21 protein-coding genes are annotated in these 21,094 nt (G+C 59.9%); 10 read left to right on the top strand and 11 right to left on the bottom strand.

The window, feature by feature from the left end; all coding sequences use genetic code 11:
* The first annotated feature begins 92 nt into the window (after positions 1-92).
* A complete protein-coding gene (gene ahr, locus AC1DVE_RS26205; protein ID WP_223456787.1) occupies positions 93-1,124 on the top strand; it encodes an NADPH-dependent aldehyde reductase Ahr in 1,032 nt (343 codons plus the stop codon).
* Between the two features lie 55 nt (positions 1,125-1,179).
* Here ahr and AC1DVE_RS26200 read toward each other — a convergent pair whose 3' ends face one another.
* The 5 genes from AC1DVE_RS26200 to AC1DVE_RS26180 all read right to left on the bottom strand — a co-directional run bounded on the left by AC1DVE_RS26200 (position 1,180) and on the right by AC1DVE_RS26180 (position 5,596).
* The gene (locus AC1DVE_RS26200) at positions 1,180-2,730 is read right to left on the bottom strand and encodes an ArnT family glycosyltransferase (RefSeq protein WP_223456785.1); all 1,551 of its coding nucleotides are present in this window, start codon (positions 2,728-2,730) and stop codon (positions 1,180-1,182) included.
* Between the two features lie 3 nt (positions 2,731-2,733).
* Positions 2,734-3,012 carry a lipid-A-disaccharide synthase N-terminal domain-containing protein gene (locus AC1DVE_RS26195; RefSeq protein ID WP_223456783.1) on the bottom strand — a complete coding sequence of 93 codons (279 nt, stop codon included), beginning with the start codon at positions 3,010-3,012 and terminating at the stop codon, positions 2,734-2,736.
* Positions 3,009-3,749, bottom strand: coding sequence for a glycosyltransferase family 2 protein (locus AC1DVE_RS26190; RefSeq protein ID WP_223456781.1), 741 nt, complete (start codon positions 3,747-3,749; stop codon positions 3,009-3,011). The genes AC1DVE_RS26195 and AC1DVE_RS26190 overlap by 4 nt, the downstream gene beginning before the upstream one ends.
* Positions 3,750-3,797: 48 nt before the next feature.
* Positions 3,798-4,775, bottom strand: a complete 978-nt coding sequence (locus AC1DVE_RS26185; protein WP_223456773.1) for an NAD-dependent epimerase — start codon at positions 4,773-4,775, stop codon at positions 3,798-3,800.
* A gap of 200 nt (positions 4,776-4,975) precedes the next feature.
* Positions 4,976-5,596 (bottom strand): cell wall hydrolase, encoded by a 621-nt coding sequence (locus tag AC1DVE_RS26180; RefSeq protein WP_223456771.1) that lies wholly within the window; start codon positions 5,594-5,596, stop codon positions 4,976-4,978.
* A 141-nt stretch (positions 5,597-5,737) separates the two neighbouring features.
* Between AC1DVE_RS26180 and AC1DVE_RS26175 the strand changes: the two genes are divergently transcribed.
* Positions 5,738-6,589, top strand: coding sequence for a CAP domain-containing protein (locus AC1DVE_RS26175; RefSeq protein ID WP_223456769.1), 852 nt, complete (start codon positions 5,738-5,740; stop codon positions 6,587-6,589).
* A 218-nt stretch (positions 6,590-6,807) separates the two neighbouring features.
* Entirely contained in the window at positions 6,808-8,298 is a 1,491-nt protein-coding gene (gene proS / locus AC1DVE_RS26170) for a proline--tRNA ligase (protein WP_223533274.1), read from the top strand.
* Between the two features lie 154 nt (positions 8,299-8,452).
* Here the strand turns inward: proS and AC1DVE_RS26165 are convergent, their stop codons facing one another.
* The 4 genes from AC1DVE_RS26165 to AC1DVE_RS26150 all read right to left on the bottom strand — a co-directional run bounded on the left by AC1DVE_RS26165 (position 8,453) and on the right by AC1DVE_RS26150 (position 13,496).
* Complete coding sequence (locus AC1DVE_RS26165) at positions 8,453-8,608, bottom strand: DUF2474 domain-containing protein (protein WP_151214959.1); 156 nt, start codon at positions 8,606-8,608, stop codon at positions 8,453-8,455.
* Positions 8,595-9,611 carry a cytochrome d ubiquinol oxidase subunit II gene (gene cydB / locus AC1DVE_RS26160; protein ID WP_223533275.1) on the bottom strand — a complete coding sequence of 339 codons (1,017 nt, stop codon included), beginning with the start codon at positions 9,609-9,611 and terminating at the stop codon, positions 8,595-8,597. Before cydB ends, AC1DVE_RS26165 begins: the two co-directional genes overlap by 14 nt.
* Before the next feature lie 17 nt (positions 9,612-9,628).
* Positions 9,629-11,050, bottom strand: coding sequence for a cytochrome ubiquinol oxidase subunit I (locus tag AC1DVE_RS26155; protein WP_223543065.1), 1,422 nt, complete (start codon positions 11,048-11,050; stop codon positions 9,629-9,631).
* 121 nt (positions 11,051-11,171) lie between these two features.
* Positions 11,172-13,496 carry an FdhF/YdeP family oxidoreductase gene (locus AC1DVE_RS26150; RefSeq protein WP_223456764.1) on the bottom strand — a complete coding sequence of 775 codons (2,325 nt, stop codon included), beginning with the start codon at positions 13,494-13,496 and terminating at the stop codon, positions 11,172-11,174.
* A 332-nt stretch (positions 13,497-13,828) separates the two neighbouring features.
* Here AC1DVE_RS26150 and moaA point away from each other — a divergent pair, with 332 nt between their 5' ends.
* Both moaA and AC1DVE_RS26140 read left to right on the top strand, forming a co-directional pair.
* Complete coding sequence (moaA, locus tag AC1DVE_RS26145; RefSeq protein WP_223456754.1) at positions 13,829-14,827, top strand: GTP 3',8-cyclase MoaA; 999 nt, start codon at positions 13,829-13,831, stop codon at positions 14,825-14,827.
* Positions 14,828-14,832: 5 nt separating this feature from the next.
* Entirely contained in the window at positions 14,833-15,732 is a 900-nt protein-coding gene (locus AC1DVE_RS26140; protein ID WP_046037405.1) for a bestrophin family protein, read from the top strand.
* Positions 15,733-15,859: 127 nt separating this feature from the next.
* On the opposite strand, the gene AC1DVE_RS26135 is transcribed toward AC1DVE_RS26140, so the two are convergent.
* Positions 15,860-17,065 carry a molybdopterin molybdotransferase MoeA gene (locus tag AC1DVE_RS26135; RefSeq protein WP_223456752.1) on the bottom strand — a complete coding sequence of 402 codons (1,206 nt, stop codon included), beginning with the start codon at positions 17,063-17,065 and terminating at the stop codon, positions 15,860-15,862.
* Positions 17,062-17,601, bottom strand: a complete 540-nt coding sequence (gene moaB / locus AC1DVE_RS26130; protein WP_007976036.1) for a molybdenum cofactor biosynthesis protein B — start codon at positions 17,599-17,601, stop codon at positions 17,062-17,064. The genes AC1DVE_RS26135 and moaB overlap by 4 nt, the downstream gene beginning before the upstream one ends.
* 299 nt (positions 17,602-17,900) lie before the next feature.
* Between moaB and AC1DVE_RS26125 the strand changes: the two genes are divergently transcribed.
* The 5 genes from AC1DVE_RS26125 to moaE all read left to right on the top strand — a co-directional run bounded on the left by AC1DVE_RS26125 (position 17,901) and on the right by moaE (position 21,055).
* On the top strand, positions 17,901-18,791 hold the full coding sequence (locus AC1DVE_RS26125) for a LysR family transcriptional regulator (RefSeq protein ID WP_223456750.1): 891 nt from the start codon (positions 17,901-17,903) through the stop codon (positions 18,789-18,791).
* A 146-nt stretch (positions 18,792-18,937) separates the two neighbouring features.
* Complete coding sequence (fdhD, locus tag AC1DVE_RS26120) at positions 18,938-19,765, top strand: formate dehydrogenase accessory sulfurtransferase FdhD (RefSeq protein ID WP_223456740.1); 828 nt, start codon at positions 18,938-18,940, stop codon at positions 19,763-19,765.
* 43 nt (positions 19,766-19,808) lie between these two features.
* Positions 19,809-20,315: a cyclic pyranopterin monophosphate synthase MoaC gene (gene moaC, locus AC1DVE_RS26115; protein ID WP_223456738.1), complete on the top strand. Its 507-nt coding sequence runs from the start codon at positions 19,809-19,811 to the stop codon at positions 20,313-20,315.
* Entirely contained in the window at positions 20,312-20,563 is a 252-nt protein-coding gene (gene moaD, locus AC1DVE_RS26110) for a molybdopterin converting factor subunit 1 (RefSeq protein ID WP_223533278.1), read from the top strand. Before moaC ends, moaD begins: the two co-directional genes overlap by 4 nt.
* A gap of 3 nt (positions 20,564-20,566) precedes the next feature.
* Entirely contained in the window at positions 20,567-21,055 is a 489-nt protein-coding gene (moaE, locus tag AC1DVE_RS26105) for a molybdopterin synthase catalytic subunit MoaE (RefSeq protein WP_223456735.1), read from the top strand.
* Positions 21,056-21,094: the final 39 nt, after the last annotated feature.

Here is a 21,094-nt window from a genome sequence, read left to right as displayed (position 1 = left end):
CCGATGGAACGCCGGCAACCCGCTACACTTTCCTCGCTCCGCCGCGGCACCGAAGCGGCCAAGACCCCTGACTTCTGATCTGGAGGTATCCCATGAGCGACAGCAGCGAACTCACCACCTTTACCGGCTGGGCCGCCACCGCAGCGGGCGCGCCACTGGAACCCTTTAGCTACGATCCCGGCCCGTTGGGCAACGATGAGGTGGAAGTCGCCGTGGAATATTGCGGCGTCTGCCACTCCGACCAGTCGCTGATCGACAACGATTGGGGCATCAGCCACTACCCGTTCATTCCCGGCCACGAGGTGGTCGGTCGTATCGTGCGGGTCGGCGAGCAGGTGCGCGGTCTGGAACTGGGGCAACGGGTGGGCATCGGTTGGTACAAGGGCAGCTGCATGCATTGCACGTCGTGCATCGAAGGCTCGCATAACCTGTGTCGCACCGTGCAACCGACCATCATCGGCAGCAACGGCGGCTTTGCCGACCGCATTCGCGCGCACTGGGCCTGGGCTCTGCCGATCCCGGCGGGGCTCGATCCGGCGATGGCCGGGCCGTTGTTCTGTGCCGGTTCGACCGTGTTCAACCCGCTGGTGGAATTCGGCATCAAGCCCACCGACCGGGTCGGCGTGGTGGGCATCGGCGGTCTCGGTCACCTGGCGCTGCGCTTCCTCAACGCCTGGGGCTGCGAAGTCACCGCCTTCACCTCATCGCTGAGCAAGCAGGACGAAGCCAAGCGCCTGGGCGCGCACAAGGTGGTCGCCTCGACCGACACCGATGCGCTCAATGCCATTGCCGGTACCCTGGATTTTCTCCTGGTCACCGCCAACGCCAACCTCGACTGGACGGCCATGCTCGCCACCCTGCGCGGCAAGGGTCGCCTGCACTTTGTCGGTGTCGTGCCCGATGCCATACCGGTGCACGTGTTCAACCTGATTCCCCAGCAAAAAGTCTTGTCCGCCTCACCGGTCGGCTCACCGGCCAACACCGCGATGATGCTGGAGTTCTGCGCCCGCCATCAGATCCTGCCGCAGGTCGAGATGTTTCCCATGAGCCGGATCAATGAAGCCATCGATCATTTGCGCAGCGGCAAGGCACGCTACCGCGTGGTGCTGGACGCCAGTCAGTGACAGGCGACAAACGAAGAGAAAGGGCCGCTTATTCAAGCGGCCCTTTTTTTTGCCCTCAGGGATTAGCCACCTGCGCAGGCGGTGCTGGCATATGCGGGTCATTCCAGGTGAACCGATAGGCTTTGCCAGCCTCTTGCGGCAGGCATTTGCCGTTATCGGCATCCGCGCCCACGATGGACCAGTTCGCCCGGGAGTTTTCCCCCAGTTCACGGGCCGCTTCGGGCTTGAAGCACTGGCTCAGTACGTCATCCGGCACCAAAGCGTAGGCCTTGGGGTGTTCGCGCAGATACTGCGCAGCCTTCTCGATGGAGGAGTAATCCATGCCGAAATGCACGATCGGTTGACGGGCAAACAACCAGTGCCCTTCCTCCCAGTTGACCAGCACCAGATCGGCGCCTTGGGTCATGGTCGCAGCCTGCGCCATGAGCACCTGATCAATGTTGGTGCCTTCCTTGAGCGGTTCGATGAAACCACGGGCGAACCACAACGCGAACCAGGTTGCCACCAGTGCCGGGAACACCCGACGCAAACGCGGGTGCCGTTTGAACCAGCGCTTGAGCAGCCACGGGATCAACGGCGCGGCGACCAGCACCAGCCCAGGCAGCGCCGGGTAGATGTACAACTTGCGCTTGCCAGTGCTGATGCAGAAAAACAGCACCACCAGCACCACCCAACCGAGCAATACCAACACCCGACCATCGCGTTTTTGCAACTGCCGGCGCCAGGCGGGCACCAGCCATGGCAGCACCAGCACCAATGGCAGCCAGTACTGCGGAATCACGTTGGTGAAGAAATACCAGAACGGTTCGCGGTGATGCCACGCAGCGGCATAGCGGCCTGCGGTCTGGTGCAGGAGGATCTCCCGCGCATAGGCAATTTCGTCGGCGCTGCCATTGACGATGATGGACAAGGCCAGGGGCAACAGCCAGATCGCGATGGCGCCAAGCATCAGCGCAAACCCGAGCAACCACTTGCGCGCATCGCCGGGCATCGCCACCACGCCGGGCCAGCCTTTGCGCACCGCATAGGCGTATGGAATCAGCAACAGCGCCGGCAGGAAACCCACGCCTTTGGTGATCACGCCAATGCCCATGGCCGCACAACCCGCGTAAAACCAGCGCCACGCAGGTCCCAGCAGCAGGTGTCGCGCCAGACCGTACAGGCCCAGGGAGGTGAACAGAATCAAAAGGCTGTCGATCTGCCCGGTGCGCAGGATGCTGTAGGTCTGGTACGTCGCCAGGTACAACAGCGCGGCGTTGCGCCCGGTACGCTGGGTCCACAGGCGACGGCCCAGGTCATAGACCATCGCCGTGACCGTCACCGCCGAAAACAGCCCCGGGATATAAAGGGCGATGTTGGGTTTGCCGGTCAGCCAGGTGAAGAACGCCACCGTCCACATGAAAATCGGCGGCTTGTCGCCATAGATTTCGGCGGCCCGGTGCGGGATCAGCCACGAGCCGTTTTGCAGCATCTCCAGTGCGACGCCGAGGAAACGCTCTTCGTCCACATTCTGTGCCTGGCGCAGCCCCATTCCCGCGCCGATCAGCAACAGGGCAAGCAGCATCAGGCCCAGGCATTCGACCCTGGGCGACAACGATCTACGCATGGTTTATTCCTTCACGCTTCTGCTTTTGGCAATCAATTGCAGGTTGCGGAAATAGACGATGGAGCCAAACGCCTGACCAGCGATGAACACCGGGTCCTGGCGGTAGATGGCGTAGGCGAGCAACAAGGTACTGCCGACGATGCTCAGGTACCAGAAGTTGGTCGGGATCACGCTGCGTTTCTTGTACTCGCTGTACAACCACTGCAGGACAAACCGTCCGGTAAAGGCCACCTGCCCCGCAAAGCCGACGATCAGCCACAGGGTTTCACGAGACAACATCATCCTTCGATCTCCTGGGCAATGGTGTTCAGCCGCGTGCGCTTGATCAGCCACCAGACACCGAACAAATCGAGAATGCCGACCAGTGCGCGGTCGATGTTGCCGTATTTCGACACCCCGGCCGTGCGCGGCCGGTGGTTGACCGGATGGACGATCATGCGGCCGTTATGGCGCTGGATCAGCGCTGGAATATAGCGATGCATGTGGTCGAAGTACGGCAGGCGCAAGAACGCCGCGCGCTCGATCAGCTTCAGGCCGCAACCGGTGTCCGGGGTGGCGTCCTTGAGCAGGCGGCGGCGCAGGTTGTTGGCGAAACGCGAGGCGTAACGTTTGCTCGCCGTGTCGCGGCGATTGACCCGGTGCCCGGCAACCAGTTGCACGTCAACCTTGCCCGGTTCGCCGCGCACCAGCGCCAGCATGCCGGGGATGTCCGCCGGGTCGTTCTGCCCGTCGCCATCGAGGGTCGCCAGCCACTGCCCGCGGGCCTCACGGGCGGCGTGGTACAGCGAGGTGCTCTGTCCCAGCGAACGTTCGTGATGCAGGATGCGCAGGGTGTTCAGGCCGTTCTGGCGGATCTGCCGCAATTCCTGCAGGGTCGCATCGGTGCTGCCATCGTCGACGACGATGATTTCGTACGATTCAGCGGCCAATGCGACGCGGATTTCCTCAAGCAATGGCTTGAGGTTGTTCGCTTCGTTTTTGGCGGGAATCAGTACGGATACAAAAATGTCTTGGCTCATGGGGTCTCTCTCGCCCTTTTGATTTTTTCGAGATCAGAGGCGAATGCTTCAAATCTGATAGAACTGCCGATACCACTTCACAAACTCGCCGACGCCGGTTTCGAGCGTCATCTGCGGGCTGAAGCCCACCCACTCGGCCAGTGCCGAGATATCGGCCCAGGTCTTGACCACATCACCGGCCTGCATCGGCATATAGTTGCGCCGGGCCTGCGTGCCCAGGGCGGATTCCAGGCAGTCGACGAAATCCAGCAACGCCACCGGCATGCCACGCCCGATGTTGAAGAGCCTGTTTACCCCGGCGGCGGAGCCTTCCGGCACCGGTGGCTTTGGACGTAGTCGGGCGATACCTTCGACAATGTCGTCGACGTAGGTAAAGTCGCGCGACATCTGCCCCTCGTTGTAAATGTCGATGGGCAGGTCTTTGAGGATGGCGTCGGTAAACTTGAACAGCGCCATGTCCGGGCGGCCCCACGGACCGTAGACGGTAAAAAAGCGCAGGCCACTGGCTTTCAATCCGTACAAGTGGCAATAACTTTCGGCCAGCAGTTCATTGGCGCGCTTGGTGGCAGCGTACAACGAAACGGGATGCTCGACAGGATCCTCGACACTGAACGGCATTTTGCTGTTGGTGCCGTACACCGAACTGCTCGAGGCGTAGATCAGATGCTCGGGGCGATGGTGCCGACAGGCTTCCAGCACATTGAGGAAACCCACCAGGTTCGATTGCGCATAGATATCCGGGTTGTCCAGCGAGTAACGCACCCCGGCTTGAGCAGCCAGATGCACCACTTCGGTAAAACGGTGTTCTTGAAACAGGCTCATCAGGGCCGGTTTGTCGACGATGTCCATCTTCCGGAAACGAAAACCCGGCAAAGTTTCCAGCACCTTGAGGCGTGCGTGCTTGAGCTCCACGTCGTAGTAGTCGTTGAGGTTGTCGATACCGACAACCTCCTGACCCTCGCCGCACAAGCGCTGGACCGTATGAAAACCGATGAAACCGGCCGCACCGGTGACCAGAACGGTCATTGGGCGCACGCCTGCGACTGCGCCGCGATCGGCGCGAGATTACTGATCCAGACCCTCGTCAGCTTCATATGTAGCTCCTGCTTATGGCGTCATTCGCGCACGGTTTCGTTGTGAAGCTTATAAAACAGAAACATTTCAGTTTCGATAACGCCGTGCGCAACCTCAGCAAAAAAAACAATATCTGGCCGAAACAGCCGCTATTATCTGGCCGAATCGTCATGTGGCTTGTAAAACCGGAACAAACCGATATCCACGGTCTTGATGTATTGCGTGGCCCAATCCGGTTTGACGGTACGATCATGGAAATACAGGGCACCCTGCGTGCGGTCCGGCAGTTCCTTGTTCAGGGCCTTGCGCGCGATTTCCTTGGCCATCGCGTAAGGCACCTCTTCCTGCACCGAATCGGATTTGCCATCACACCACCAGGAAAACTGGCAACTCTTGGTCTCTGAACCCTGTTTGACCACTTTGCACACCGTGTCCGGAAAGCCCTCATGCCCCAGACGATTCATGACCACGTTGGCCACTGCCTCCATGTCGGCGATGTCCTTGCCCCTGGCTTCCCAGTAAATGGAGCGGGCCAGGCACGTGATCGCGTCGTCCAGCGGCGCGACACCCGCCGGGTCGACGGCCTGGACTTCGGACGGGGTAATCGCTTCAGCCTTGGGCACCGGTGCGGGGTTGTTGTTCTCGGCGGCTTTCTGTTCCAGCACCTCGGCCTTGTTCTCGGCCGCTTGCTGCTTTTGCGCTTGATCCGCAGCGGACACCGGGCTGGCAAGCAACGTGAGAGCGAGGCAGGTGGCGATCCAGTCGAGGCGCATGGTCGGTGTCACTCGGTGAGCGATTCGATTCAGTCTAGTAGTGAAATGATTTCGCCCACCCCACTACACTCTGGATAAATCCGTTGTCCTGGATGGACCAACTTCGCGCATCATGGGCGCAATCTGCTCAAGGGGATATTCATGGGTTTCATCTCATCCGCAATGCGTTTGACCGGTTTGTCTCTGGGCCTGGTATTCGCCGCCCACGCCGTGGCGGCGGACGAAGCGCAATTGGTCGAATCGATCAACGTCTACCGCAGCCAACTGCAGCGCTGTGCAGGCCAGGTTTCATCGGAACTTCCGCCGTTGTCGGCCGACCCACGCCTGGTGCTGACCGCCTCGAGCATCGGTAATCTGCAGCAGGCGATGGCCACTGCCGGTTATCCCATGAAGAATGTGCAAGCCATCAGCCTGTCCGGGCCTCGCGATGCCGCCTCGGCGATGAAGGCGATTCAGGAGAGTTTTTGCCAGATCGTCCTCGACCCGCAATTCGTCGATGTCGGCGTCAGCCGCCAGGACAATCAGTGGCGCATCGTCGTGGCGCGGCCACTGCTGAGTTCACGCTTGGGCGACTGGCAGACCGAGGGCCAGAAGCTGCTCATCGAACTCAACGCCGCACGGGCCAAGCCGCGTCAATGCGGCACCCAGTCTTTCAATGCGACCGCGCCGCTGGCCTGGAACGCCACGCTGGCCACCGCCGCCGAAGGCAACTCGCGCTCCATGGCCAACAACAACTACTTCGATCACAAGGACCGCGATGGCCGCACCCCGGGCGACCGCGCAGAACTGGCCGGCTACAACTTCCAGCAGATCGGCGAAAACATCGCCGCCGGGCAGGACAGCGTACGCAAGGTGGTCGAAGGCTGGCTGACCAGCCCTGGCCACTGCGCCAACCTGATGAACCCGCAGTTCCGCGAACTGGGCGCGGCGTATGCGACCGACCCGAAGAGCGATGCGGGGATTTACTGGACGGCGATGTTTGGGGCTCAGTGAGTGCCATAGCCCCCGAAGCGATTGCATTGGGGGCTATTTGTGGTCGACGAACACGTCGAAGAGCGGAGTAACTTTACAAAAAGAAAGATCCTTCTGAAGGAAATTTCTGAAATATGAAAAACCACACATGAAGTCTTGAAATTTCAAAGCTCAATAAATATACCTACCCCTTACGACACCATTTCGAATAACAATTTCGACTTCAAAGCAAGGGTCCTATGAAAAACGCAATATCACCTACAAGAAATGAAAACTTTTCTGACTGGTATCAACAAGTGATTACCCAGTCGGAAATGGCTGAGAACTCTCCAGTTCGAGGTTGCATGGTTATCCGTCCTTGGGGGTATGGCATATGGGAGCAAATTCAACGAGAACTTGATAAGAAAATCAAAGACACAGGACATTCAAACGCATATTTTCCACTTTTGATTCCATTATCCTTTCTTCAAAAAGAAGCCGAGCATGTTGAAGGCTTTGCCAAAGAGTGCGCAGTTGTAACTCATCACCGCCTCGAAAAATCAACGGATGGAGCGCTTACTCCCGCTGGAACACTAGAAGAACCGTTGATCATCAGGCCCACCAGTGAAACGGTCATCGGTGCATCCTTTTCACGATGGGTACAAAGCTATCGGGATCTGCCTTTGCTTATCAATCAATGGGCGAACGTACTGCGCTGGGAAATGCGTCCCCGGATTTTCCTGCGCTCATCGGAGTTCCTATGGCAGGAAGGTCACACCGTTCACGCAACTCATGATGAGGCCTTGGTCGAAACGCTAAAGATGTTGGATATCTATGAGCGCTTTACTACCGAGCACCTGGCCATACCAGTAATCAAGGGCGAAAAGTGCTCTTGGGAACGTTTTCCGGGCGCCGTCAGCACCTACACCATTGAAGCGATGATGCAAGACGGCAAGGCCCTGCAAGCAGGTACTTCTCATTTTTTAGGCCAGAACTTCGCACAGAGTTCAGACATCCGCTTCGTGAACAAAGAAGGGATAAAAGAACTGGCATGGACCACGTCTTGGGGAGTATCCACGCGACTGATCGGCGCGATGATCATGGCCCATGGTGACGATGATGGACTAGTACTCCCGCCCCTCGTGGCACCGACGCAGGTCGTCATTATCCCGATCGTGCGCAACGAACAGAATGCAGATGCCATTCATGACTACTGCAAAAAACTGCAAAAGCAAATTTGTCGGAAAAAACTGAAAGGGCAAAACCTTCGGGCCAGTGTTGATTGGCGGGACATGAACAGTGGCGAAAAAAAGTGGTACCACATCAAGCGTGGCGTCCCTGTCCGGATCGAGATTGGCATAAAGGAACTGGAGCAAAATGTGGTGTCCTATTCCTGTCGAAACAACTGCAAAATCCTCCTGAAACTTGACACTGAAGATTTAGTTAATAACATCTCGAAAACACTGGCAACCCTTCAAAAAGACATGTTAGAGGCGGCACAGAAGAGATTGTCCGACAACACCACAACGGTCACTACTCTGGACGAATTCAAAAAGCACTTCAAACAGAACGCAAAACTTAGCGCCTTTGTTCTCGCCCCCTTCAGCGAAGACAATAAAGTTGAACAAGCCATCGGAGAGCTTGGAGTAACCGTTCGCTGTATTCCGCTAAAACAACCTGGAATCTCCGCAACCTGTTTATTCACCGGCCGAAAAACGAACACGTGGGCACTTTACGCAAAGTCATATTGATCCCTGATCACCTACAGCCCCGCTATTGCGGGGCTGTATTGTTTCCAGAGAAGCCAACTTTCCGCCTGTTTTGTAAAAAATCACACCGCCTTTCCAACAAAAAAAAAACCGAAGCCCTGTCATGGGCTCCGGGTTCCATTTTTCGCAATAAACCTCAGTGGCTACTCATCCCGGCCGCATGCATCAACATCCGCAATGCCCCCGCCACCACTCCCAGCGCAACCACGCTGCCCAGCCAGATCACCACCAGCCATCCCAGGCGCTTGTACCAGCGCGCAGGTGCCGTTTGATTCGTTTCAATGGTAGCCATCGCCAATCCTCACTTTGCCGCGGAACACGTAGTAGCTCCAGACCGTGTACATCAGGATGATCGGCAGGATGAACAGCGCGCCGATCAGGATGAACAACTGGCTGGTCGGCGGTGACGCCGCTGCCCACAGGCTGATCGAAGGCGGCACGATGTTCGGCCAGATGCTGAACGCCAGGCCGATGTAGCCCAGGAACACCAGCATCAGGGTGAAGGCGAACGGCCAATGGGTGTGGCGTTGGCGCAGGGTCTTGAGCAAACCGAACATCGCCAGCAAGGCCAGCACCGCGAGGCCACCGAACACCACCAGGTGCGCATGGGCAAACCAGCGGGTGGCGATTTCCGGATGCAGGATTGGCGTCCACACACAGATCACCCCGATCACCGCCAACAGCAGCCAGGCCAGGGGCCGGGTGAACAGGCGCATCCGCGATTCCAGCATGCCTTCGGTCTTGACCAGCAGCCAGGTGCTGCCAAGCAAAGCATAAGCGACGATCAGACCGACTCCGCAGAACAGCGGAAACGGTGCCAGCCAGTCCAGCGAGCCACCGGCGAACTGGCGGTCGACCACCGGGATGCCGGCGATGTAAGCACCGATCACCACGCCCTGGGAGAAGGTCGCCAGCAGCGAGCCGCCGATGAACGCCATGTCCCAGACATGCCGCTTTTCAGGGCTGGCCTTGAAGCGAAACTCGAACGCTACGCCGCGAAAGATCAAGCCGCACAACATCAGGATCAGCGGCAGATACAACGCTTCCAGAATCACCGAATAGGCCAGCGGGAATGCGCCATACAGCGCCGCGCCGCCCAGCACCAGCCAGGTCTCGTTGCCGTCCCAGACCGGTGCCACGGTGTTCATCATCACATCGCGCTCCTTCGCATCCGGGATCAGCGGAAACAGAATGCCCAACCCCAGGTCGAAGCCGTCCATGATCACGTACATCATCACGCCGAAGGCGATGATCACGCCCCAGATCAGCGATAAATCGATACCTTGAATACCCATGACTCAACTCCCTTCCTTCAATTGACGCGGGCGTCGGTTTCGAAGATTTCAGCGTCGGCGGACAGCGGCCGGCGCGGTGTGATGACCTGATCGGAATGCCCGTCGACGGGATGCCCGCGATGCGGCTGCGGCCCTTTGCCAACCAGTTTCATCATGTAGCCGATGCCCACCGTGAACACCGAGAAATAGATCACCACGAACAGCGCCAGCGAGATGCTCAACTGCGCGACACTGTGGTTCGACGCGGCATCGGCGGTGCGCAGCAGGCCGTACACCACCCACGGCTGGCGCCCGACTTCGGTGGTGATCCACCCGGCCAGCATGGCGATCAGACCACTTGGCCCCATCCACAACATCAGGCGCAGGAACCAGCGATTGCGGTAGATGGCACCGCTGCGACGCAGGACCAGCCCAAGCACGCCGGCCAGCACCATCAACATGCCCAGCCCGGCCATGACGCGGAAACTCCAGAAGACCACCGTCGCATTGGGCCGGTCCTCTTTCGGGAAGCTTTTGAGCGCCGGGATCTGCTTGTCGAGGCTGTGGGTCAGGATCAGGCTGCCGAGGTACGGAATCTCGATGGCATATTTGGTCTTCTCGGCCTGCATGTCGGGGATGCCGAACAGCACCAGCGGCGTCGCTTCATTGCCGTTGTTTTCCCAGTGCCCTTCGATGGCCGCGATCTTCGCCGGTTGATGTTCCAAGGTGTTCAAGCCGTGGGCGTCACCGACCACCGCTTGGATCGGCGCGACGATCAATGCCATCCACAACGCCATCGACAGCATCTTGCGCACTTGCTTGGTGTCGTTGCCGCGCAGCAGATGCCACGCTGCCGACGAGCCGACAAAGAACGCAGTGGCCACGAACGCGGCAATTGCCATGTGCGCCAGGCGGTACGGGAACGACGGGTTGAACACGATGGCCAGCCAGTCCAGCGGCATCACCCGACCGTCGACGATCTCGAAGCCCTGGGGCGTTTGCATCCAGCTGTTGGACGCAAGAATCCAGAAGGTCGAAATCAGCGTGCCGATGGCGACCATGACCGTCGAGAAGAAGTGCAAGCCGCGCCCTACCCGGTTCCAGCCGAACAGCATGACCCCGAGGAAACCGGCCTCGAGGAAGAACGCCGTGAGCACTTCATAGGTCAGCAAGGGCCCGGTGATGCTGCCGGCGAAATCGGAGAAGCGGCTCCAGTTGGTGCCGAACTCGTAGGCCATGACCAGCCCCGAGACCACGCCCATGCCGAAGTTGACGGCGAAGATCTTCGACCAGAAATGGTAGAGATCGCGGTAGGTGTCGTTGTGGGTCTTCAGCCAAAGCCCTTCGAGCACCGCCAGGAAACTGGCCAGCCCGATGGTGATGGCGGGAAAGATGATGTGGAACGAAACCGTGAACGCGAATTGCATGCGCGCCAGGTCCAGTGCCTCCAGGTTAAACATGTCGATATCCTCATCGCGGCTGAAAAACGGCGGCACACGGCCGGGCCACCGTCAGGCCGGGGGGCCTGCAGCCAACACAAGTCGAAAGGGTTACGCGAGCGGCATCGGGCCGCCCCCGGTGTCAGGCGGCGGAAGTCGAAATCAGGTTGCTGGCCTTCGCCTGTTCCAGCCGGATGGCGATGAACTTGGAAGTCGGGGTGAAGGTGCGGTCACCGTAACTTTCCAGCGGCACCAGCGGGTTGGTCTCGGGGTAGTACGCCGCCGCCTGACCGGCAGGAATGTCGTAGGCGATCAGGGTGAAACCGCTGACCCGACGCTCGCGTTCGTCGTCCCACAGCGCCACCAGGTCGACCTTCTGCCCAGGTTCAAAGCCCAGCCGGCGAATGTCCTGCTCGTTGGCGAACACTACGTCGCGCATGCCGTACACCCCGCGATAGCGGTCATCCAGGCCGTACAGCGTGGTGTTGTACTGATCGTGGGAGCGCATGGTCTGCAGGATCAGGTGCGGCTTGACCGCCAGGTTGCGCACGCCCTCGCTGATCAGGTGCTCCGGCAACACGCTCGGGGTGAACTGAGCCTTGCCGCTGGCGGTTTTCCAGATGCGCTTGGCCGCATCATTGGGCATGTGGAAACCGCCCGGATGCAGCAAGCGCCGGTTGAAATCCTCGAAGCCGGGAATGGTGTCGGCAATCATGTTGCGGATGCGGCCGTAGTCGCCGATGGCCCAGTTCCAGTCGATCGGGTGCTTGCCCAGGGTCGCGGCGGCGATGCCGGCAATGATCGCAGGCTCGGAGCGCAGGTGTTTTGACTTCGGCTTCAGTTGCCCGTGGGAGATATGGATCATGCTGAAGGTGTCTTCCACGGTCACGCCTTGCGGCCCTTCGGCCTGAATGTCGATGTCGGTGCGACCCAGGCACGGCAGGATCAGCGCTTCGCGGCCGGTGACCAGATGGCTGCGGTTAAGCTTGGTGGCGATGTGCACGGTGAGGTCGCATTTGCGCAACGCGGCGTGGGTGCGCGGTGTGTCGGGGGTGGCCTGGGCGAAGTTGCCGCCCAGAGCGATAAACACTTTCGAACGCCCCTGCTCCATCGCGCCGATCGCCATCACGGTGTTGTGGCCATGCTCGCGCGGCGGCTTGAAGGAGAAGCGTTTTTCCAGGGCATCGAGCAAGTCCGCAGGCGCCAGTTCGTTGATGCCCATGGTGCGGTCGCCCTGCACGTTACTGTGACCACGCACCGGCGACAGCCCCGCGCCGGGGCGGCCGACGTTGCCACGCAGCAGCATCAGGTTGATGACTTCCTGCAGCGTCGGCACCGAATGCGTGTGCTGGGTCAGGCCCATCGCCCAGCACATGATCACCCGCTTGGACCGGGCGTACATGCGGGCGGCGAGTTCGATGTCAGCCAAAGTCATGCCCGACTGCTGCTCGATGTGCTCCCAACTGGTGGCGTCGACTTCGCCCAGGTAGGTACCCATTCCCGAGGTGTGTTCGGCGATGAACGCATGGTCGAACACCGGCTCGCCGCCGCTGACCTGAGCTTCGCGCTCCCACTGCAACAGGAACTTGACCATGCCGCGCATGACCGCCATGTCACCGCCCAGTGCCGGGCGGAAGTACGCGGTGTTGGTGGGCTCGGAGCCGTTCAGCAGCATTTCGATCGGGTGCTGTGGATGCTGGAAGCGTTCCAGTCCGCGCTCCTTGAGCGGGTTGATGCAGATCACCTGCGCACCGCGCTTGACCGCTTCACGCAACGGTTCGAGCATGCGCGGGTGGTTGGTGCCGGGGTTCTGGCCGATGACGAAGATCGCATCGGCATGCTCCAGGTCGTCAAACACCACGGTGCCTTTGCCCACGCCGAGGCTTTCGATCATGCTCACCGCGCTGGCTTCGTGGCACATGTTCGAGCAGTCCGGGAAGTTGTTGGTGCCGTAGGCCCGGACGAACAGCTGATAGAGAAAGGCGGCCTCGTTGCTGGCCCGGCCCGAGGTGTAGAACTCGGCCTGATCCGGCGATTCCAGCGCATTGAGGTGCCGGGCGATCGTCGCGAACGCTTCGTCCCAGGTGGTTTCCACGTAGCGGTCGGTGACCGCGTCATAGCGCATCGGGTGGGTCAGGCGGCCCTGATACTCCAGCCAGTAATCGCTCTGTTCGGCCAGCGCCGAGACGCTGTATTTGTTGAAGAAGGCCGGGTCGACCAAACGCCCCGTGGCTTCCCAATTAACCGCCTTGGCGCCGTTCTCGCAGAACTTGACCATGCCGTTTTCCGGCGACTCGCCCCAGGCGCAACCGGGGCAGTCGAACCCGCCATTCTGGTTGGTCTTGAGCATGGCGCGAATGTTCTTCAGCGCGTTTTCACTGCCCAGCCAGTTTTTGGTAACAGCGATCAGCGCACCCCAACCAGCGGCGGCACCTTTATAGGGTTTGTAGCGGTCGACTTGAGACATGGTACTTCTCCGTGACAATGCACACAGGCTTCGACCTGATTCAGGTCTTTGTTCGATGACGGAGAAAGAATATGAATGGCGTTTAATTATTGTCTAATCGCTATTTATGACCACATTATCGAAACGCTCTATCACGGTTTTATTACCTTGTTTTTCAATGACTTGAAATCACTTAAAGCTCTTTTAATCACGAAATAAAGTTCATCATAGATCCGCTCGATCACCCGGTCATCAATAGTGATTGGACGCCCGTTGAAGTTGCTCTTAGCCTGCGCTCAACAAGTCCGTCAGTGACGGAAATCCCATACAAAAAAGCGCCAAGCGAGGGTGTCATGTCAGAACGAGTCTTGATCGATGGCTACTCCCGGCGCGTGGACTATCTGCGGATGTCGGTCACCGACCGCTGCGATTTCCGTTGCGTCTATTGCATGGCCGAGGACATGCAGTTTCTGCCGCGCCAACGGGTGCTGACTCTGGAAGAGATTTACCAGATTGCCGAAAGCTTCGTGGCGCTGGGCACCCGCAAGATCCGCCTGACCGGGGGCGAGCCGTTGATCCGTCCGGGCGTGGTGCAACTGTGCGAGAAGATCGCCGCCCTGCCCGGCCTGCGTGAACTGTGCATGACCACCAACGGTTCGCAGCTGGCCAGACTGGCCGAGCCGTTGTTCGAAGCCGGGGTCAAGCGCCTCAACATCAGCCTCGACTGCCTGGACCCGCAACGTTTTCGCGAACTGACCCGCACCGGTGACCTGGCGCAGGTGATCAAGGGCATCGACGCCGCCAACCAGGCCGGATTTCGCAACACCAAGCTCAATTGCGTGGTGATGAAAGGCCGCAATGACCATGAGATCAATGATCTGGTGAGCTTCGCCATCGACCGTAACCTCGACATTTCCTTCATCGAGGAAATGCCGTTGGGCACCATCGATGAACACAGCCGCGCCGAATCGTTTTTCGCAAGCGCCCAGGTCCGCGAACGCATCGCCGAACGCTACACTTTGATTGATTCCGCCGAGTCAACCCAGGGTCCGTCGCGCTACTGGCGCCTGGCCGAGGCGCCGCAGATTCGCCTGGGGTTCATCTCGCCCCACAGCCACAACTTTTGCGGCACCTGCAATCGGGTGCGGCTGACCGTGGAAGGACGCCTGCTGTTGTGCCTGGGCAATGAACACTCGGTGGATCTCAAGGCTGTCCTGCGCAGCCACCCCGGACAGCCCGAGCGCCTGGAAAAGGCCATTATCGAGGCAATGAAACTCAAGCCATATCGACACAACTTCGAAGTGAACGACGATGTTCAGGTTGTTCGCTTCATGAACATGACGGGCGGCTGAAACCCATGATTGTGAGACCCAAACCCAACCTGATCGGCGTGTTGACGTCCCTCAAGGGTTCGATTGCCAAACGCATCGCCTGGCGCAGCCTGATGGTGACGCTGCTCGCCTCGGCCATCGTGCTCATCGAAACCCTGCACCCCAGTTACTTTTCCAAGGTCAGTGCCACGCCCTTCACGCTGCTGGGTTTGTCGTTGTCGATCTTCATGAGCTTTCGCAACAACGCCTGCTACGACCGCTGGTATGAAGCGCGCAAGGCCTGGGGCGATGTGATTGTGGAAGTCCGCTCGATGATTCGTGAAACCCTGGTAATCAAGGACACGGCTGAACGCCACACGATCCTCAGCAACCTTTGCGGCTTCGCCCATGCCCTCAACGCGCGCCTGCGCCAGGAAAACGAAATGGCTGCCAGTGGCGACTGGCTGCACCCGATGCCCAAGGGCAACTCCACGGACATCAGCGGGCAGATACTGATGCAGGTCGGTCAACAGTGCTCGACACTCAACGAGTCCGGGGCGATCAACGACTGGCGCTACACGCTCATGGCCAACCATCTGGCCAGCCTGACCCATGCCCAGGCTGTCTGTGAACGGATCAAGAACACCCCGCTACCCTTCCCCTACACCCTGCTGCTGCACCGCACCATCTACCTGTTCTGCATCCTCTTGCCGTTTGCCATGGCCGAACCCCTGGGCTGGCTGACACCGATTTTCACCGCGATTGTCAGCTACACCTTTTTCGGCCTGGATGCGATTGCCGACGAGCTGGAAGACCCGTTCGGCCGAGATGAAAACGACCTGCCCACCGACGCCATCGTGCGCAACATCGAGCGCGATGTGCTGGCGGCCCTGGGCGTGACGGAATTGCCGCCACAACTGGAGCCGGTGGATTTTGTGTTGAACTGATATTCAGGACAAACGCAAAACCTGTGGGAGCGGGCTTGCTCGCGAAGGCGGTGGGTCAGTCGACATTTCTGTTGGATGTGCCGGCCCCTTCGCGGGCAAGCCCGCTCCCACAGTATGTTTGCGGTATTCAGAACAGCTCGCTGAAGGGTATGAACCGCGCCATGTCGCCCTCTTCCAGTGTGCAGCCTTCCGGCACTTCCACCAGCCCATCGGCCCAGGATGCGCCCAGCAATACGCCTGAGCTCTGGTTCGGATAGAGCACCAGGCGACCGGCTTCGAGTTTCGCCCGCTGGTACTCGCGGCGGCTCCCGGGTTTGGGCCAGGCAAAGCCGACACTCACCAGGAAGCTCAAAGGCTCGACGTCTTCGACGCCCTGAATCCGCAACAGATAAACCCGGGCCAACAGGCCGAAAGTGACCAGCGCCGATGTCGGATTACCCGGCAGGCCAATCACCGGCACGCGGCCGAAGTGGCCCACGGTCAATGGCTTACCCGGTTTGATCGAGAGTTTCCATAGCAACGGCTTGCCGCACTCGCGCAGCACCTGGCCGAGGCAGTCGGCGTCACCGGCGGACACGCCGCCCGTGCTGAGCATCAGGTCCGCCGTGTGTTGTAGCTGTTCGAGCTTGAGCCGCGTCTGGCGTGGCTCGTCGGGGAGAATGCCGGCATCGATGACCTCGCAACCCAACGCACTCAACCAATGGCTCAACAACGTGCGGTTGCTGTTGTAGATGCTGCCGGGCTTGAGTGGCGTGCCCGGCTCGACCAGTTCATCGCCGGTGGACAACAACGCCACCCGTGGTCGCCGCACGACCTGCACATGGGTGCAACCCTGCGCCGCCGCGACCGCCAGTTCGAACGGGCCGAGGCGCTTGCCGGCGCGCAGCAGCACATCGCCGGCGCGGTTCTCCTGGCCTTGCGGGCGAATGTTGCTGCCGGCGCTCAAGGGCTGCTTGAAGCGGATACGCCCGTCATCCAGTACCTCGGTGTTCTCCTGCATCTCCACGCAGTTGGCACCCGACGGAACCGGGGCGCCGGTGAAGATGCGCGCGCAGGTTCCCGGTGCCAGGGCTTCGGGGGCGTGACCGGCAAACACCTGCTGCGACACGCTCAGCGGTTCGCCGCCCCAACCGTCGAAATTCAGGGCATAGCCGTCCATGGCACTGTTCGGCCACGGCGGCAGATCAAGGGTCGCCATCAGGTCACTGGCCAACACCCGTTGCCTGGCGCCACTCAGCGGTACCGCTTCACTGTCTTCAATCCACTGCGCCTCGGCCATTGTCAGCAGCCGGTCGACGGCTTGCTCCACCGAGATCAGCGGTGAAGTGCTCATCCCCGTGTCCCGCAGGCTTGCACAGGCTTGAGGTGTGGTACGAAATTGCACGGCCGGTGGCGCGCGTCGAGTTGTTCAGCAAGGATGCCTTCCCACGCGGTGCGGCAAGCGCCCGTGGAACCTGGCAGGCAGCAGACCAGCGTGCCATTGGCCAACCCCGCCAGCGCCCTGCTCTGCACCGTGGAGGTGCCGATGTCGAGTATCGAAATCGCCCGGAACAGCTCACCAAAACCATCGATCTGTTTATCCAGCAAACAGGCCACTGCCTCCGGTGTGCTGTCGCGACCGGTGAACCCGGTACCGCCCGTGATCAGCACCACCTGGATGCCGTCGTCGGCAATCCAGTTCGCCACCTGCGCGCGGATCTTGTACAGGTCGTCCTTGAGCAGGTTGCGCTCGCTGAGGGTGTGGCCGGCTTCCAGCAAACGGCTGACGAGTAATTGGCCGGAGGTGTCATTGGCATATTCACGGGTATCGCTAACGGTCAGCACGGCAATATTCAGGGGTATAAACAATGCATCCGGTTTGACGCTCATGGGGTTCTCCGGCAGATATTAATTAAATAACCAAATTAAATAGCTAACGGAGACTAATTCGATCAATCAAGCCGTGTCTAATCACTCTAACCAACCAGACTATCGAGCCAATCTATCAATATAAAAAGACCAGAAACCACCTCAATGATAGAGCCCGTCGATAACCCCTTAGATAGCAGTGATTGGACGCACACCAAAGACAATGAGATCGTCCGCACCTCACGATTCCTGCCTCGCCTTGTGTCTTGCGCACCTGAGTCAATACTTACCCCTTCACTCCCCCGCCAGCAGGTGCCGTCATGGACATCAAACAACTCAAGTTCCTGATCGCCCTGGAGCAGACCCGCCACTTCGGCCAGGCGGCCGCGCGCTGCCACATCACCCAGCCCACGCTGTCGATGCGCCTGCGCAACCTGGAGGATGAACTGGACCTGGTGCTGGTCACCCGGGGCCAGCGCTTCGAGGGTTTTACCGAGGCCGGCGAACGCGTACTGGCGTGGGCCCGGACCCTGCTGGCCGCCCACGACGGGCTCTTCGCCGAGGCCGCCGCGTGCCGGGGCCAGCTCGTCGGCAACTTGCGCCTGGGGCTGGTGCCGCTGAGCAGCTTCAACCCGGTCACCTACATCCAGGGCCTGTCCCGCAGCTTTCCCGAGCTCAAGTACAGCCTGTCGTCCTTGAGTTCCGACCAGATCATCGAGGGCCTTGGCAACAACCAACTGGACCTGGGCGTGTGCTACCTCGATCACGTCAACCCGAGCTATTTCGAGTGTTTCGAGATCGGCGAGACCCGCGTCGGCCTGCTGTACGACAACCGCCACTTCCATTTCGACGGCACGCAAATGAGCTGGGAGGACGCCGCCGAACTGCCGTTGGGGATGCTCAGCAACGGCATGCACTACCGCAAGTCCATCGACCTGAGCTTTCGCAGCCGCGGACTGGACCCGCAGCCGATCCTCGAAAGCGACTCGACTTACCAGTTGCTGCAGGCAATTCACGAAGGTTTCTGCTGCGCGATCATGCCGCTGGACAGTGGCCTGGAGGAGCCCATCGAACACCTGTCGTTCATCGAATTGCCGGATGCCAGCGTGCTCGCGCCCCTGGGCCTGGTGATGCGCAAGACCGAACCGCGCTCGGCGATTGCCGAGAAGTGTTTCGCCGAAGCGCGAACGTTATTCAGCCGGACCCACTGATCAAGTTGCGGTTTTATATAAACCTGAACCGGACATGTTTGCCCAGTTTGATAGACATCACCAATCGGCGCATCGGAACAAGCGATTGGACGCGTTGAAAAGTTACCCGTAGCCTGAACTTAATTCAGCGCTTCGAGGTTCTTTTCATGTTGTGCAAAGTTGAACAAACCGATATTCGAAGCGACACCAACGCCCCCGCGCCCAAACCGCTGAGTGTGAACTTTCGCGAGTACGACAATGCCGCGTCAGTTTGTCAGGCGGCGCTGGCATCAGAGATTGCCCTGGCAATCACCTACAACGGTTTGAGTCAGGCCGTGATGATGGTGTCGCCGGGCAACCTCGAGGATTTCATCCGTGGTTTCAGCGTCAGCAACGACATCGTTGCGCACCAGAGCGAAATCTACGACCTGCGACTCACCCACTTCGACCAGGCCGTTCAAGCAGACGTGCAGATCTCCAGCCGCGCATTCTGGGCGCTAAAGAACCATCGCCGGCAAATCGCGGGCACCAGTGGCTGCGGACTGTGCGGTGTGGAAGCCTTGGAGCAGGCCCTGCCGAAACTGGAGATTCTCGATCCGGTTGCGCTGCCGCCCGCCGAGCATTTCATCGACATCCGCAAACGCATCGAACAGGCACAGCAAATGGCCCGCAGCAGCGGCGCACTGCACGCGGCGCTGTACTTCGACAGCGAAGGCAACGCGCTGATCTGCCGCGAAGACATCGGCCGCCACAACGCCCTGGACAAGTTGATCGGGGCCCTGCAACACGCCGGCATCGACAGCCGTTGCGGCTTCACCGTGGTCACCAGTCGTTGCAGCCTGGAACTGATTCACAAAGCCGTCAGGGCCAGGCTCGGCACGCTGGTCAGCCTGTCGGCGCCCACCGCCCTGACCGTGCAATGGGCAATCAAACATCGCCTCAACCTGATTCACGTCCCCCACCGCAACGCACCACGCATTTACAGCCCGGCATGATGCCTTCACCTGATCACCGCGCTGGCAAGCGCAGGAACCTCCCATGACAGACATTGCAGATGCATCGCCCGATGGCCTGACCCACCTCGACCACCAAGGTCGCACCAACATGGTCGATGTCAGCGAAAAAGCCCCGACGCAGCGTGAAGCCCAGGCCCAGGCCTGGGTGCGGATGCGCCCGGAAACCCTGAAGCTGATTCAAAGCGACGGCCACCCCAAGGGCGATGTATTTGCCGTGGCGCGGATCGCCGGAATCATGGCGGCGAAGAAAACCCATGAGCTGATCCCGCTGTGCCACACCCTGCTGCTCAGTTCGATCCACGTCGAACTCAAGGCCTGCACACCGGACAGCGTGAAAATCGTCGGCACCTGCCGTGTCGAGGGGCAGACAGGGGTCGAACTCGAAGCCCTGACCGCCGTCAGCGTGGCGGCGTTGACCCTCTACGACATGTGCAAGGCAGTGGACCGCGGCATGGTCATCGATGACATCCGGCTGCTCAGTAAACAAGGTGGCCGCTCCGGTCATTTCAAGTTCGAGGACGCACAATGATCCTGATCAATTACTTCGCCCGTTACCGCGAGCAGCTCAACCTGGGCGGTGAAAAACTGCCCCTGACCGGCAGCCTCAAGACCATCGAAGACGTGCGCCGATTGCTGATGGCTCGCGGTGAGCTGTGGAGCCATGTGCTCGGTGAAAACAACCTGATGTGTGCGCTGAACCAGGAGCTGTGCCATCCGGACCGGGTGATCGAGGACTACGACGAGATCGCCTTTTTTCCACCGGTCACCGGGGGTTGAGGCATGACGGTTCGGGTCCAGCGTGAAGTGTTTGACGTCGGCCAATTGATCGAAAGCCTGCAGGCGAACGATTCGGGGGTGGGTGCCGTGGTCAACTTCGTCGGCTACGTGCGCGAGATCAATCAGGGTGAGGCGGTCACCGGGTTGTTTCTGGAGCACTACCCGGGCATGACCGAACGCTCGCTGCAAACAATCATCGACAACGCCAGGGCCCGATGGCCACTGAGGTCCGTGGAAATCGTGCATCGTATCGGCCCGTTGTCGATCAGCGAGCCGATCGTGTTTGTCGGCGTCAGCAGCCCCCATCGTCAAGCCGCTTTCGAGGCCTGTGCGTTCATCATGGACTTCCTGAAAACCGACGCGCCGTTCTGGAAACGCGAAGACGTGGCGTGCGGCGCTCGCTGGGTCGATGCCCGTGACAGCGACCGCTCAGCCGTTGAGCGCTGGGCAGATACGCAGTGTCAGGCGGCTATGCAACGCGCGCCGGCGTAGCTACAGTCATTGGCTCAACGCTTTTCTGCACAAGGAATT

The organism is Pseudomonas sp. P4_B4 (assembly GCF_056402255.1).
The sequence above is the reverse complement of the archived record's forward strand: the minus strand, read 5'-3'. Positions and strand labels throughout refer to the sequence as shown.

Excerpts from the sequence above, each read along its gene's own strand:
- ahr (WP_223456787.1), top strand. The coding sequence starts at position 93 with ATGAGCGACAGCAGCGAACTCACCACCTTTACCGGCTGGGCCGCCACC.
- AC1DVE_RS26175 (WP_223456769.1), top strand. The coding sequence starts at position 5,738 with ATGGGTTTCATCTCATCCGCAATGCGTTTGACCGGTTTGTCTCTGGGC.
- AC1DVE_RS26190 (WP_223456781.1), bottom strand. The coding sequence starts at position 3,749 with ATGAGCCAAGACATTTTTGTATCCGTACTGATTCCCGCCAAAAACGAA.
- AC1DVE_RS26140 (WP_046037405.1), top strand. The coding sequence starts at position 14,833 with ATGATTGTGAGACCCAAACCCAACCTGATCGGCGTGTTGACGTCCCTC.
- AC1DVE_RS26200 (WP_223456785.1), bottom strand. The coding sequence starts at position 2,730 with ATGCGTAGATCGTTGTCGCCCAGGGTCGAATGCCTGGGCCTGATGCTG.
- AC1DVE_RS26125 (WP_223456750.1), top strand. The coding sequence starts at position 17,901 with ATGGACATCAAACAACTCAAGTTCCTGATCGCCCTGGAGCAGACCCGC.
- AC1DVE_RS26180 (WP_223456771.1), bottom strand. The coding sequence starts at position 5,596 with ATGCGCCTCGACTGGATCGCCACCTGCCTCGCTCTCACGTTGCTTGCC.
- AC1DVE_RS26155 (WP_223543065.1), bottom strand. The coding sequence starts at position 11,050 with ATGTTTAACCTGGAGGCACTGGACCTGGCGCGCATGCAATTCGCGTTC.
- moaA (WP_223456754.1), top strand. The coding sequence starts at position 13,829 with ATGTCAGAACGAGTCTTGATCGATGGCTACTCCCGGCGCGTGGACTAT.
- fdhD (WP_223456740.1), top strand. The coding sequence starts at position 18,938 with ATGTTGTGCAAAGTTGAACAAACCGATATTCGAAGCGACACCAACGCC.
- AC1DVE_RS26165 (WP_151214959.1), bottom strand. The coding sequence starts at position 8,608 with ATGGCTACCATTGAAACGAATCAAACGGCACCTGCGCGCTGGTACAAG.
- moaB (WP_007976036.1), bottom strand. The coding sequence starts at position 17,601 with ATGAGCGTCAAACCGGATGCATTGTTTATACCCCTGAATATTGCCGTG.
- moaD (WP_223533278.1), top strand. The coding sequence starts at position 20,312 with ATGATCCTGATCAATTACTTCGCCCGTTACCGCGAGCAGCTCAACCTG.
- moaE (WP_223456735.1), top strand. The coding sequence starts at position 20,567 with ATGACGGTTCGGGTCCAGCGTGAAGTGTTTGACGTCGGCCAATTGATC.
- AC1DVE_RS26150 (WP_223456764.1), bottom strand. The coding sequence starts at position 13,496 with ATGTCTCAAGTCGACCGCTACAAACCCTATAAAGGTGCCGCCGCTGGT.
- moaC (WP_223456738.1), top strand. The coding sequence starts at position 19,809 with ATGACAGACATTGCAGATGCATCGCCCGATGGCCTGACCCACCTCGAC.
- AC1DVE_RS26135 (WP_223456752.1), bottom strand. The coding sequence starts at position 17,065 with ATGAGCACTTCACCGCTGATCTCGGTGGAGCAAGCCGTCGACCGGCTG.
- AC1DVE_RS26195 (WP_223456783.1), bottom strand. The coding sequence starts at position 3,012 with ATGATGTTGTCTCGTGAAACCCTGTGGCTGATCGTCGGCTTTGCGGGG.
- AC1DVE_RS26185 (WP_223456773.1), bottom strand. The coding sequence starts at position 4,775 with ATGACCGTTCTGGTCACCGGTGCGGCCGGTTTCATCGGTTTTCATACG.
- cydB (WP_223533275.1), bottom strand. The coding sequence starts at position 9,611 with ATGGGTATTCAAGGTATCGATTTATCGCTGATCTGGGGCGTGATCATC.
- proS (WP_223533274.1), top strand. The coding sequence starts at position 6,808 with ATGAAAAACGCAATATCACCTACAAGAAATGAAAACTTTTCTGACTGG.